We start from the raw sequence: 12,888 nt of genomic DNA on the forward strand, positions 1-12,888 counted from the left end.
TGTACCCGACCATTACTTCCGCCTTTACGGATAAAACGGCGCTGTCCTTTTTGACCATACCTGTCGTTCTGATTAATTATACTTCTTCTGTTATACCTATCATTATTGGAGCGTTCTTGGCAGCAAAGGTCGAAAAAATGATAAGTAAGTTTGCACCTGCCTCCATTAAAATGTTCATGGTGCCTTTTCTGACCTTGCTCATCATATCACCGCTTGTTTTTCTGGTTGTCGGACCGATAGCAACTATAATCAGCGATGGGTTAGCCAAAGGCTCTATGTGGATTTACCAGTTAAGTCCGGCTGTAGCTGGTCTCGTTCTAGCCGGGTTCTGGCAGGGCATCATTATCTTCGGTCTGCATTGGGCGTTCATTCCAATTCTCCTGAATAATGTAGTTACGAACGGGTTTGATCCGATTAACGGTATGCTTTTCTGTACGACTTTTGCGCAAACAGGTGCGGCATTTGCCATCGCTTTGAAATCACGGGACCCTAAATTAAAACCTATCGCCACTTCTGCCACAATTGCGGGTTTGATGGGGGTTACTGAACCAGCTATTTACGGGGTTACTTTACCCGCTAAAAAACCGTTTATTTTAGCCTCGATCGCTGGAGGTATAGGAGGAGCTGCTGCAGGCTTACTCGGCTCAACGGCATATGGATTTGCTTCAGGCGGCATTTTTGGTATACCTCTATTCATTAATCCAAAAGGCATGGATGCAGGTTTCATCGGCTTTATTATATCTTTGGTTGTAGCTTTTGTAGTCGCATTTATTTTGACCTATCTTTTCGGTTATAAAAATGCAAAACCTGCGTCTGAGATTAAAATTGCAGATGAAAACAAAGAAGAAGAAAAAGCGGTATTCAGTCCTCTACACGGTGAATTGATTCCTTTAACTGCAGTAAAAGATGAAGCTTTTTCCAGCGGTGCGATGGGCCAGGGGGCCGCAATTATTCCGAAAGAAGGAGTAGCCTATGCTCCATTTAACGGAACTGTTGTTACCGTTTTCAAAACCAAGCATGCCATTGGGCTTATTTCTGAGGATGGAGTTGAACTGCTCATTCACATTGGAATTAATACGGTCAGCTTGAAAGGAAAACATTTCACTTCCTTTGTATCTGAAGGGGATACGATTCAAAAAGGGGACAAGCTGGTTGAATTTGATCCCAAGGCTATAGAGGATGAAGGATATGATATTACCACATCCGTCATTGTAACCAATACAGCCGTGTACACGGATATCTTAGTTGAAGATCCCAAGGATATTCATGCAGGAGACCGCTTACTAAAGATTAGATAGATTCCAATATTCCATAATAAAAAAGCAAGTTAAAGCTGACGATGACCCGTATATAACAAGGGTTGTCGTCAGCTGTTTTTTAGTTACCTCACACCCAGCGTATTCATCATCTGCCTGAAGGAGCGCACATATTTATCCGGTGCCAACAGACTAACGATTCGTTCCAGCCCTTTCCTGCGGATAGATTCGCGTTGAGGTACGTTGTTCATCAGGTCTAGTCCTTCCAGTATCGCCTGCAAGATGTCCCCCTGCTGATAAAATTTACCGGTTTCGTTGTGGTCAATGAATGCTCGTACTCCGTCTGAATCAGAGCTTAATACCGGGCAACGACAGGCCATCGCCTCAGCAACCGCATAGCCGAAGCCCTCTACCAGCGAGGTCGATAGCAGGTAGCCGCCTGAGTCGCCAATCATGGAGTAGTACAGGGGCATTTGGGCATGAGGTACGCTTTTAAAACGCTCGATAATGGAGGACATGCCAAGCTGAGCAAGCATGTTCTCGAATTGTATTTTATCCTCCGGCTGAGACAAGGTGTCATCATAAAACATCCAGATTCGAAGATCAGCACGGTTTTGCAGCATCCAGTAAGAAATGTCGACAAAATGCCTCCAGTTCTTGTTGGGCTCCAATCGCCCAACCCAGGCAATAATCGGATTGGTTGGAGGAGTGTTAGGTACATAATTAAATACGCTGGTATCCAGTACGTTTGGAAATACATAACGATTAAGCCATGGACACATGTCGGTAAATAGCTGCACCAGATGAGTTGTATTGGGCAAGAGCACCGCGTTGGCATGTCTCTGAAGATACGGAACTGCATCCGCGACCACCCAAGCAGCCTCTTCGTGAGAACCAAAGCCCTGCGATTCATAGATTAATACCCCCTGATAGCCCAACATTCGCAGTCTGGGGAGCATAGGATAATCCGATGAGACGATAATTGCATCATAGCGGTTAGTAATTACCAGCATTCGAATTTCTTCTTCAGAGGAAGTCATGAATACAGGAATATCGCCGTTCAGGTTTTGCATCCCTGTACCTTGCTGATAATAGAGAAGATGACATTCAATCCCGTCCTGCATGAGCACTTTACAGCGTTGGCGGTTCAAGGTTTCTACGCCGCCGCTCGGTATATAAAAAGTAAATAGAACTTTGATCTCAATAACCTCCTTTGCCAATCACAAGCTCCTATACCAAGTTATTCAACCTACAGGACGGGGTGTGGGTTTCTATGGAAGCCTAGATTGAATTAGCGCATAATTATGGCTAAGGCGAGAATCGTCCGGGGAGCGCTCTGTTGCTTCTCTCGCAAATTCACAAGCTTTGTGTAAAAGGCCTAACTCGTAGCAAGCGAGGGCACCAAGATCATACAGTGTGGCGTCCCAGCAAAAATCCTCTTGCATGTACGTATCCGGTCGTGTTGAAATACGCAGCGCTTCTTCGACCATATGATAGACGGCGGGCCAGTTCCGTGTATGATAGGCAAGCTGAGCCATTTCCGTGTAAGGTTCACGTAAATACGGCGCTTCCGCAATAGCCCGGTATAACCAACGCGTTGCCTCCTGCCATTGTTCACTTGCCTTATAGGCTCTAGAAATAAAGCGCATCGAAGCGCTGCGTTCATCTGCCCAGCGTGCCTGCGGCATGGCAAGATGTTGTTGCAGTGTAGCAATGCACTCGTCCCAACGGCCATGATACATATATTCCCGCCCCAAGTAATGCATGTTGCGGTCATCCTCAGGAAACTCGCGCACAGACTGCTCCAGCAGTGGAAGGTATTGGCTGCGGGGCTTGTTCGGATCGGGATCATGATACAAGCGTAGCTGGTCGGATCGGATGCTGCGTTCTTCACCCTTCCCGATATATTCAAGCACCTCGTGAACCGGGCGTACCCAGCGGTAACCGTGACGAGTGTGTATTTTTTCTTTCCAGAACCATGTATAAACGGTATCTTGCCCAGGCTGTCCATGTGTAAAGGCATATAGCATCCGGGTAGTTCCTTCCCTCCAGTTGCGTTCCAGCCGCGACCGCCAACCTTCCTCCCAGACTTCGTCCAGATCCGTACAGACACAAATATCTATATCGTCAGGGACCAGCCGTAGGGACTCATTGCGAGCATTGTCAAAACGCCAAGGAGTTACCTGGATACGATGCACCTCTGCACCCGCTTCGCGTAGCAGAGAAACGGTATCGTCTGTAGAGCCGGTGTCCGCTACAATGACAACATCGGCTTCACGCATGGTGTGCATCCATCGTTTGGCGAATCGGGCTTCATTTTTGCTAATGGCATAGACAGCTATCTTGTACCGATTCGATTGTTGCATTCCGCTTGTTCCTCCTTTGACTTACTTAAAGATTGAGGGTTGAGTATGGGGGACATCTCTATTGGGGAGGATTCAGGATTGAGCTGAAAAATTGTCGATTATGCAGGACGTGCGGGTCGTTGGGAATATACGTGGCAGCTTGCTCGTTGTGCCAATTCGCACGTGTGTAATCCTTCAGCCGAAAATGGCAAATGCATAGCTGGATATGAGGAAACCACGTTTGGTACGCGTCCTGTACTGGGCCCATCGTGTCGGGAGGATTGAGAGTGGTAGCCATGTCGTACCAATAAATAGCTTTGGTGATCTCATTTTTATGCAAAAAATAATGACCTATCCGACAGCATAGATCTGCCCTGGGTGTATCGAAGGTCAAACTATGGAGAGCCGCGGTAATACTTTGCTCCAGCTTGCCCAGTTGTTGCAGGCAGTCGGCCATTTTGCTACATGCACTAATCGCATCCTCTACCCAGAATTGTCCGGTATCCAGAAAATTCCGGTAAGCCTGCACGGCCTGCTCATATCTTTCATTATCTCTTAACTCGTTAGCGTAATAGTAGAGGTCACGAGGAGAGAAGGCATGACCTTGGGCGAGCAACTTCTCATAAATTCGCAGGTTTCGCCTTGGAGAGGCCGTGTGTGTTCTAGTGTGAGTTATGGCGATATCGGCATGTTGAATATTCCCGTCAACGGCGAGGTACTCATGCACGGCTCCATGCCAACGGAACCCGGCTGACCTTCTGATCAAGCGGTTTCGGCGAAAATGTAGGGTGACATTGCCATGATCATCAAAGCCATAATGATAATTCATAGACACGGAATCGACGGTTGGTACGGCTGAGGAATCAAGGGTTTGCTTCAGCTCAAGCAGCTTGACGGCATCCTGCTCCTTCAAAATATCATCGGCATCAAGCCAGAGAATGTACTCCTGCGTAGCTTGCTCAAACGAATAGTTACGTGCAAGGGCAAAATGATCTACCCATGCAAATGGAAAAATTCGATCTGTAAAGTTGCGACATATGTCAATGGTCCGATCCTGTGAACCTGTGTCCACGATATTGATCTCATCCACAATATGATGGACCGATTCCAGGCAACGGCCAATGGTATGTTGATCATTTTTGACGATCATGCACAGGCTGATACTGATCAATTGAGCATCACTCCTTTGGGAACCATTTAAGGATTCCGATCAAACATAAAGTTGGATTTAAAAGAGGTCTGAGTTATAGAAGCCCTGCCGCAATCGCGGCAGGGCATGGATGACAAAGCCTTAACATGCTTTGCGGCTTTGTCGATAAGGTATGGTACATCGCTTAAAAATGATGTGACAGAAAAAGGAGGTTAGAGTCCGGTAGGCCCCGTAGGTCCAGTCGGCCCTGTAGGTCCAGTCGGTCCAATCGGTCCTTCTGGGCCTGTGTCTCCTGTTGGTCCAATCGGTCCAGTAGGCCCTGTAGGTCCGACAGGTCCAGTAGCACCTGTGTCGCCAGTGGCGCCAGTAGGCCCGATAGATCCGGTAACGCCAATGTCGCCCGTGGCACCAGTAGGTCCGACAGGTCCGGTAGCACCTGTGTCCCCCGTGGCTCCCGTAGGCCCGACAGGTCCGGTAACGCCAGTGTCGCCTGTAGCGCCAGTAGGCCCGATAGATCCGGTAACACCAGTGTCACCCGTAGCGCCTGTAGGTCCGACAGGTCCAGTAACACCAGTGTCGCCCGTAGCGCCTGTAGGTCCGACAGGTCCAGTAACACCAGTGTCCCCCGTGGCACCAGTAGGTCCGAAAGGTCCGGTAGCACCTGTGTCCCCCGTGGCTCCCGTAGGCCCGACAGGTCCGGCTGGTCCAACAGCTCCAGCTGCACTTGCTTTAACAAGAGCAATAGAATCAATGGCTACATCAGCAGTGTTAGCCAAGGCATTTTTACTAATAACCAAAAAGGCATAGGCTGCGTTGGCTGGAACAGGAGCTGTTACTTCATATAGGCTTTGCCATGTTCCGTTCACAGCGTCTGGCAATGTGCCTGCGCTCAAATAGGTAGTTAGCCCCGTGCCAAGGAAGCTAAAGGCTGCGTCATAGTAATACAGAAATATGTTAACTTGAGGACTGGACAGGCTTCCTACTTTTGCAGCTGAAAGGCTTAATGTATAGCTTTCGCCTGGTGCAGCAAAAACGACCTGGGAAAGAGATGCATCTACTGCGCCTCCTGCCAGGATCGCACTATAAAAGTTTGTCTTTTTTACAGATAAGTTAGTGACAGTCACATTGACAGAGCTCCAAAAAAGGGTTGATCCGATCTCGAAGTCGCCGTTAGAAACTAGATTGGTAAACAATACACTCATCGCTTTTATACACTCCCTTCACACGTTGTAATGATAGTAGATGCGAATCCATATCCTAGCGAACCGTACAAGTTTCCGAGGGCAGATGTGTATTTTTGTGTTCACATTTCAGACACATTATTTTAAGCTTCTATTTAAGTGACGTTAAGCTGGAGTTATATGTGGGGGATTATCATTAGAATTTAAAAGTGTAGCATAAGGTGCGGGGAGACCGCTCCGCGAAGGCTTTGAGCTTCCGATCGCTGTTGCTGTAGGATTCTTCTTTGATTAGATAAGACATATAAAGGTAAGAATCCTACAGCAAAGGCGAACGCTGGCGCTTCTCCAGCTTCAAATCCTCCGCTTCGCTGCTACCCGCTACTCATGCAACATTTTAGGTGGGAGGGAAGTAGGGGAGCAGCAGGGAGAAGATTACGATAAAAGAAAGGGTGGAACATGTGCTCAAAGTGCAGCAGGTGAGCAAGTGGTATGAGGGCAACCGGGGCGTACATAAGCTGGATTTTGAAATGCAGCGCGGTGAAATTGTTGGTTTCCTGGGGCCGAATGGTGCGGGTAAAACGACGACGATGCGCATGATTACAGGGTATCTTCAGCCCAACGAGGGAGTGATTACGATTGATGGTATCCCGATTCAGGATAAGGGCAGACAGGCCCGTTCCAAAATCGGTTATCTGCCGGAGACTCCCCCTTTGTATGAGGATATGTCCGTAAGATCCTATTTAAAGTTTGTAGCTAGTATTCGGGACGTGCCTGCGAGAGAGCAGAAGCTGCGTATTTCGGAGATGATATCCCGACTGGGACTGAATGGGCGGGAAAAACAATTAGTCCGCAGTTTGTCCAAAGGGTATAAACAGCGCTTGGGACTGGCAGGTGCGATTATTCATAACCCGGATTTATTGGTACTGGATGAACCGACCTCAGGTTTGGACCCCAATCAGATTTTGGAGATTCGTCAGCTCATTCAGGAGATTGGCGAAAATCATACGGTATTGCTAAGTACGCATATATTGCCTGAGGTGGATGCTTTGTGCAATCGTGTTCTCATCATCCATGAAGGGAAACTGGTCATGGATGGGCGTCCTGACGCGCTCGGCGGTTCGATGGAAGATGGATTCAAGGTGAAGGTGGAGGTTAAAGGCAAGCGTGAACAGGTGCTGGATGTCCTGCGTACTTGGGGAAAAGTAGAGGTTGAATCTATGGCGACCACGCTGCCTCCAGCGAACACGAATCTGACTGCCGCAGAGCCAGATATGACCGGATTGCTACTCACAGGAGCCTCCGGTGAGGATTTTCGCGAAGAACTATTTTATGTGCTGTCTGATGCGAAGCTTCCAATTTTGGAGATGAAAAAAGAAAACCTTAGCTTGGAAAATATCTTCCAGCAGTTAACGACCCGCGAGACGGAAGAAGGTCAGGTCAGCGATCCAGCAGTACAAGACCTACATTCCTCGGATACTGCAGCACCTACGGCCATCACGGTGGAGCATGGAGAAGCTGCGTTCAGCGACGATAAGGCTGAAAAAGATAAGGATACAGGAGGTAATCGGTCATGAGGCGTTTGTTCGCGGTCTGTCAAAAAGAGCTGCAAGCCTATCTGTGGACACCAACGACGTATTTTGCGCTTGCAGTGTACATGCTGCTGACGGGGTTACTTTTTTACACAAATTTTGTTATGTATCAGCCTAGCATTCTGGACTATCGGCTGGTACTCGGTGACACCTTGTCCATGCTGGTGTTCGTCGTCCCATTGCTCACGATGAGGCTGGTTGCGGAGGAATTCAGGCAAGGTACAGATGAACTGCTGCTTACCTCACCTGTGAGTGTGACGGAAATGATCGTGGGTAAATTTTTGGCGTCGTTGGGCATGTTGCTCATATTGGTGCTGTGCAGTCTAGCGTATCCGGTCGTGATGTCCTTTTATGGGAAGCTGGATTGGACGCTGGTATTAACATCTGTGATCGGTCTGTTCATGCTTGGCGCAGCCATGATGGCGATCGGCTTATTCGCTTCGACGCTTTCACAGCATCAGATGATGTCGGCGGTCGTCAGTTTTATTATTTTACTTGTGTTCTGGATGCTGGATTCGTTTGGTGGACAGACGGGTGCATCTGCGGCGGTACAGCAATGGCTGGAACCTTTTTCACTAACCGCACGGTTTGACAGTTTCACCAAAGGATTGCTGAATGGAGCCGATGTGATGTACTACGTGACGGTGGCGGTGCTCTTTTTGCTATTCAGCATCCAAGTGGTTGAACGGAAACGGTGGAGGTAATGAATATGAAAAAATGGCTGGGTCATACCAATAGTGTGGTACTATCGATTGCTGCTGTAGGGATTTTTATTTTATTGACGTTATTTCTGCGGTCGTTAGGTGGCTTTCAACTGGATCTGACGGCAGGCAAGCAGTATACGCTGTCTGACCAAACGTTGACGACCATCCAGGGTGTAAAGGAAGACGTACGGCTCATTGCTTTTACCGTATCTACTTCGCAAAATCAGAAGCTGAACCGGGATGTTACGGACATGCTGAATGAATATGCCAAGCGTAACAACAAGCTCAAGGTCGAGCAATACGATCTGAATCAGGAACCGATACTGGCCAAGCAATATGGTGTTACTGCAGCGTCTATTGTGTTGGTGCAGGGGGAGAAGAAGCGGGTTATAGATATTGGGAGTCTATTTACGCAAGCTCAGGGGAGTGGCGAAGGGGCATACCAATTTACCGGGGAAGAAAAGCTGACTAGTGGACTGTTGGGATTATCATCTACCCGTCAAGGGAAAGTAGCCTTTCTAACTGGACATGAGGAAATCCCATTGTCCCAAATGACTGAATTAAGTAGCTCACTGTCACAAGATAATGTGAAAACAGAGGAAGTTCAGCTCAATCAGGCGGGGAGCGTGCCCAAAGATGCGTCTGTATTGGCTATTGTCGGACCAGAACGTGATATCAGTGCAACGGAACTGAAGAGTATTCGTACGTATCTGAATGATGGCGGAAAGCTTTTTATGGCACTAGGCTTTCACCCGAACATGGGGTCCGATTGGAAAAACCTTGATGCATTAGCGGCTGATTATGGAGTGAAGGACACTCATGCCATCGTGGTGGATCAGGAACAGACGAATACACTTGGACCTCTATGGACGGTTCCTACCTTCGGCAGTCATGCGATCACCGACAAGTTGGCGGCTTCCAATCTGTACCCGGTTCTTTCACTGTCTATTGCTTTGCAGGCAGGAGAGCAGAAGGATTGGAAGACGACGCTTTTGATGAAATCTTCTGCAGCCAGCTATGGCGAAACGAATATCCAAGGGCTGCTGAACAACGAAACGCAGAAGGATGACAAGGACCCGCAGGGGCCGCTGAATCTCGGTTATGCGGTAGAAGGGAAAGACGGCAAGCCCAAAGCCGTTATTCTCGGAACGTCTGCCCTTTTAAGCGACACTGAGATCAACACAGGAGGCAATCGAGACTTTGTGCTGAACAGTCTGAATTATGTGCAGGAACATTCTGATGGGCTTACCATTCGTCCTCGTCAGGAGCAGGATTATAAGGTAGCTTACTTGACTCCTGCACAAGCAAAAACGATATTGACCATATCTGTCATCGGATTGCCGTTGCTATTCGCGGTCATCGGAATCTTATTATGGTGGAGGCGAAGAAGAGCATGAGAAAATGGATACCCACAGTGCTACTGTTAGTTGTATTGGGAGCGGGTATAATCTATGCAAAGAGCCAAAACTTCTTTCGTGAACAAGCGCCGGCGGCTCGCCAGCTGGTTCAGCTTACGCAAGAGAATATTACGTCTTTCGCGATCACAGGAAAGGACGGCAAGTCGGTGGAACTTGAACAACATGATGGTCAATGGAGTATGAGCAAGCCACGGACTTACCCGCTAAACCAATATACAATAGACAATTGGCTAGCAGCGATTCAAAATGTAAAGTTGGGTGAAGTGGTGGAATCTTCCCCTACAGACGTAGCCAAATATGGGATCAGCGCTACCCATGATCAGATTGAGATTAAGACCAAGAAGGGCGACGTTCGTACCTTTGCCTTCGGTGAAACGTTGCCTTCCGGAGATGCTGTTTATGTATTATCAGACAAAAAAGAGATAGCTTCTGTACCTATAGATACACTTTCAGGGTTGTTGCTGGGTGCTGATGATTTTATAGATACAACGCCGTTCGATTGGGACGATACCAAGCTGAGCGGAATAGAGTGGGAAGGCCAAAATTCTTCATGGATGCTCAAATCCTCCGGTAACAGCGGAACCGGAGACAGTGCTTCCACATCTTGGACGCTGAACGGAAAGTCAGTAGCCAATGACACGGCGACTTCCCTCTCGCAGCAAATCAAAAACCTGGCTAGCAGTCAGGCCTTGCGCAAAGCCTCCGAGCTGAGCAAGCCTGTTCACCGCTTTACGCTGAGTATATCGCTGGGTAAGGATGATTCCCAGCTGGTCTATCAGGGCTGGACGCTTAACGATGATCCAGATACCGTATGGGTTGTGCCGCCACAAAGTAACTGGGCTTATGGTCTGTCAGTATCTGACGTGAACCGTACTGAACAGAATGGCCACGACCAAGCTCAGACTGGAAAATAATCATTAGAAATTAAATTAGCTGCACAAAGAGGCTCCAACGGCGGATGATCGTCGTCTGGAGCTTCTTTGTGTTCGTTATTCGTCAGGTTTGCTGCTTTTGGAAGAAGAGCTGTTATTGTCGTTTAAATCTTGGATAACCTGAATCAGCTCATGAAGTGAGAAATCCAGCTTATCCAGCTTTTCTTCCATCGTGTGCAGGATGTGCCGCAACAAAATAAAACAAAGTCCAGCCGGAAAGCCTACGTTGGTAACCAGAGAAAGAGCATCATCCATTTGCAATGTATTCCCTCCTTTTTAGCCATATATAAAGGAAGGTAAATTAAAAGAACCATATACAACTGCATGTAAAAATAGTATAATAAATAAGAACAAATGTTCTGTTTTGGTTGTGAAATAGGTTTGCAAATTACCCTATAGTATGAGGATTTAGAAAAAGTCAAATCCAAAGAGAAAGGGTGATTTACAATGGATAAGTCTCAGCTAACATTGGTGGAACAATATCGAAAGAAGCTGTACCGCATTGCCTGGAGAATCCAGTATCGTGCTCGGGTACAAACCAATCATGAATTTGTAATGGAAAAGAACGAAGCCGTCAGCGCCCCATCTTTTACAGAATCTTCAAACTCTAATATGTACACACTACAGCTTATCAACTCTCTATCTTCTGAGATCGGAAAAATGATCATCTTTGACCTTTACATACTAGACAAAACCGAAGCACAGATTGCAAAAGAGTTAAAGCTATCCCAACAGGCGGTGAATAAATGGAAAAAGAAAATGCTCAAAGAGTTATTTCGGATGCTGAGTTCGTCCAATTGCTAAAATTAGTACGAAGTGGAGATCAGGAGGCCATGTGTAGGATACTTCAATTGTTCGAGGAAGACATTCAAAAGACTAGTCGGTATATTCGTATGTCCCGTGAAGATGCTGTCCAAAGCATTGTGACTGATTTTATAGAAGAACTGCAACAAGAGTTAGAGACAGTAAAAAGTGGACAATGGATATAGTCTTGGCTATCCTTATCCGTAGATTTACTTATTTAACGGAGGGCTTATAAGTTTATGAGTGATAACAGGGCTTCTTTTGAAAAAAGTATGAAGATGTACCCAGTCAACAGTATTCGTTCCAATGTCATCATTCTTGTTTCATTACTGTTAGATCTGTTTCTAGTTATCCCCTTAGTGGGAAATCCATACATTGCAGTTTACGTTTATGTACTGTTGCCACCGATTGTTATGATAAACATTTGGGCCCTTGTACTGGTCATTATGCCACACAAATTGCAGTTGAATTACATTTTATTCCGTGGTGTATTTGGTTTGGTTTGTTCTATTGGCTTCATGATCATGACACAAAAGTTTGCTTATGGCATGTTGGATCTGGATACTCCATGGTATTTTATAGGTTCTTTTGCCCTTTATGGAGTGGCCTTGTATTCCTTTATAAAATATAATTTAACGAAATTCAAAGATCCTTCAAATCATAAGAAGAAGCCAAAGTTTAAGGAAAAAAACAAAAGAGCGCCTGTAGTAACTATCACCACACTTACTGGGGCTGGTTATCTGATAGCTAATGTTTCCCTCGGATTCGCTACACAACAATTAGTTGCCATAGTATTGATAAGTGTATACTCGATGCTGGCATGTGTTCTTTTTCATTTTATTATGGATATACACCGCTACTATTGGCTTCATAAGCTGAGGAATCAGACAACGGATTGAACACAACGAATGCCTTACAAAGTATTATTTCTATCAAGATGTTTTGTAATGAAAAAAAGCCTGCAAACGCCCAACTATAATGGGGGTTCGCAGGCTTTTTAGGTTGTAGATTTATTTAGTCAACATACTTGTTGCCGTCAGCATCAATATAAATGGATTGAACAGCTGTGCGGCGGTACGGATATCCAGCCTCTGTGGTGCCGCTAATTTCATAGGTTACAGAATAGATGCCGGGCTTGTCCGCTTTGGATAGCTCAATTTGTCCGGTAGGGTTAACGTTTTTTTGCTGTACCGTCAAACCTTTGGATGCAGAAGTGACTCCTTGCTGCGGATCACCATAATATTGAACTTGGTAGGTGACTTGTGTAACGCTGTTCGGGGAATCCTGTGGTTTCAAATTTAGCTTCGGGCCCACTGCATTCAAATTATATTTCAGCTCAGGAACTTGAACAGCCTGGTAACGTGCAATCAGGAGATACGCTCCATTATCAGGAACCGTGACGTTCAGTTTATAGGTGCCCGGTTTTGGATTTTGAATGACGGCGTTATGATGCCAGGCACCAGCAAAAATATCGTCATCATAGCCTGCTTTCAGATTAATAATTTCACT

At 46.6% G+C, this 12,888-nt stretch carries 13 protein-coding genes and 1 pseudogene; 8 read left to right on the plus strand and 6 right to left on the minus strand.

Translation table 11 applies throughout. From position 1 onward, the window contains the following. Positions 1-1,298: glucose PTS transporter subunit IIA (locus GRP75_RS12420; RefSeq protein ID WP_160789456.1), on the plus strand; the 1,298-nt coding region annotated here is incomplete at its 5' end. An 83-nt stretch (positions 1,299-1,381) separates the two neighbouring features. Here the strand turns inward: GRP75_RS12420 and GRP75_RS12425 are convergent. From GRP75_RS12425 to GRP75_RS30295, 4 genes are all read right to left on the minus strand, one after another. After that, positions 1,382-2,476: a glycosyltransferase family 4 protein gene (locus tag GRP75_RS12425; protein WP_076264918.1), complete on the minus strand. Its 1,095-nt coding sequence runs from the start codon at positions 2,474-2,476 to the stop codon at positions 1,382-1,384. Between the two features lie 51 nt (positions 2,477-2,527). Continuing rightward, positions 2,528-3,622 (minus strand): tetratricopeptide repeat-containing glycosyltransferase, encoded by a 1,095-nt coding sequence (locus GRP75_RS12430; protein ID WP_160789457.1) that lies wholly within the window; start codon positions 3,620-3,622, stop codon positions 2,528-2,530. A gap of 58 nt (positions 3,623-3,680) precedes the next feature. Next, complete coding sequence (locus GRP75_RS12435; RefSeq protein WP_160789458.1) at positions 3,681-4,772, minus strand: glycosyltransferase; 1,092 nt, start codon at positions 4,770-4,772, stop codon at positions 3,681-3,683. A 191-nt stretch (positions 4,773-4,963) separates the two neighbouring features. Further along, the gene (locus GRP75_RS30295; RefSeq protein ID WP_272917200.1) at positions 4,964-5,953 is read right to left on the minus strand and encodes an NTTRR-F1 domain; all 990 of its coding nucleotides are present in this window, start codon (positions 5,951-5,953) and stop codon (positions 4,964-4,966) included. Between the two features lie 437 nt (positions 5,954-6,390). Between GRP75_RS30295 and GRP75_RS12445 the strand changes: the two genes are divergently transcribed. From GRP75_RS12445 to GRP75_RS12460, 4 genes are read left to right on the plus strand one after another with little or no spacing between them, the layout of a single operon-like run. Continuing rightward, entirely contained in the window at positions 6,391-7,506 is a 1,116-nt protein-coding gene (locus GRP75_RS12445; protein ID WP_068941945.1) for an ABC transporter ATP-binding protein, read from the plus strand. Continuing rightward, complete coding sequence (locus tag GRP75_RS12450) at positions 7,503-8,225, plus strand: ABC transporter permease (protein WP_028541495.1); 723 nt, start codon at positions 7,503-7,505, stop codon at positions 8,223-8,225. The genes GRP75_RS12445 and GRP75_RS12450 overlap by 4 nt, the downstream gene beginning before the upstream one ends. A gap of 5 nt (positions 8,226-8,230) precedes the next feature. Further along, positions 8,231-9,622, plus strand: a complete 1,392-nt coding sequence (locus GRP75_RS12455; RefSeq protein WP_023990074.1) for a GldG family protein — start codon at positions 8,231-8,233, stop codon at positions 9,620-9,622. Then, entirely contained in the window at positions 9,619-10,557 is a 939-nt protein-coding gene (locus GRP75_RS12460) for a DUF4340 domain-containing protein (RefSeq protein WP_023990073.1), read from the plus strand. Before GRP75_RS12455 ends, GRP75_RS12460 begins: the two co-directional genes overlap by 4 nt. A gap of 75 nt (positions 10,558-10,632) precedes the next feature. Here GRP75_RS12460 and GRP75_RS12465 read toward each other — a convergent pair whose 3' ends face one another. Next, positions 10,633-10,836, minus strand: coding sequence for a hypothetical protein (locus GRP75_RS12465; RefSeq protein WP_160789459.1), 204 nt, complete (start codon positions 10,834-10,836; stop codon positions 10,633-10,635). Between the two features lie 186 nt (positions 10,837-11,022). On the opposite strand from GRP75_RS12465, the gene GRP75_RS12470 reads away from it, so the two are divergent. The 3 genes from GRP75_RS12470 to GRP75_RS12480 are packed head-to-tail and all read left to right on the plus strand — an operon-like array spanning position 11,023 to position 12,278. Beyond that, positions 11,023-11,379, plus strand: coding sequence for a hypothetical protein (locus tag GRP75_RS12470; RefSeq protein ID WP_025719486.1), 357 nt, complete (start codon positions 11,023-11,025; stop codon positions 11,377-11,379). After that, the gene (locus GRP75_RS30300; RefSeq protein ID WP_071558321.1) at positions 11,322-11,564 is read left to right on the plus strand and encodes a helix-turn-helix domain-containing protein; all 243 of its coding nucleotides are present in this window, start codon (positions 11,322-11,324) and stop codon (positions 11,562-11,564) included. The genes GRP75_RS12470 and GRP75_RS30300 overlap by 58 nt, the downstream gene beginning before the upstream one ends. Before the next feature lie 54 nt (positions 11,565-11,618). Further along, a complete protein-coding gene (locus tag GRP75_RS12480) occupies positions 11,619-12,278 on the plus strand; it encodes a hypothetical protein (protein ID WP_160789460.1) in 660 nt (219 codons plus the stop codon). Positions 12,279-12,393: 115 nt separating this feature from the next. Here GRP75_RS12480 and GRP75_RS12485 read toward each other — a convergent pair. Continuing rightward, a pseudogene (locus tag GRP75_RS12485) lies at positions 12,394-12,888 on the minus strand (alpha/beta hydrolase); the annotation flags it as partial.

It is taken from the genome of Paenibacillus sp. OT2-17 (genome assembly GCF_009827695.1).
Classification (GTDB): Bacteria; Bacillota; Bacilli; order Paenibacillales; family Paenibacillaceae; genus Paenibacillus; species Paenibacillus polymyxa_B.

Bases quoted from the DNA above. Each gene is read 5' to 3' on its own strand.
- GRP75_RS12430 (WP_160789457.1), bottom strand. From the start codon at position 3,622: ATGCAACAATCGAATCGGTACAAGATAGCTGTCTATGCCATTAGCAAA.
- GRP75_RS30295 (WP_272917200.1), bottom strand. From the start codon at position 5,953: ATGAGTGTATTGTTTACCAATCTAGTTTCTAACGGCGACTTCGAGATC.
- GRP75_RS12450 (WP_028541495.1), top strand. From the start codon at position 7,503: ATGAGGCGTTTGTTCGCGGTCTGTCAAAAAGAGCTGCAAGCCTATCTG.
- GRP75_RS12455 (WP_023990074.1), top strand. From the start codon at position 8,231: ATGAAAAAATGGCTGGGTCATACCAATAGTGTGGTACTATCGATTGCT.
- GRP75_RS12460 (WP_023990073.1), top strand. From the start codon at position 9,619: ATGAGAAAATGGATACCCACAGTGCTACTGTTAGTTGTATTGGGAGCG.
- GRP75_RS12470 (WP_025719486.1), top strand. From the start codon at position 11,023: ATGGATAAGTCTCAGCTAACATTGGTGGAACAATATCGAAAGAAGCTG.
- GRP75_RS30300 (WP_071558321.1), top strand. From the start codon at position 11,322: ATGGAAAAAGAAAATGCTCAAAGAGTTATTTCGGATGCTGAGTTCGTC.
- GRP75_RS12480 (WP_160789460.1), top strand. From the start codon at position 11,619: ATGAGTGATAACAGGGCTTCTTTTGAAAAAAGTATGAAGATGTACCCA.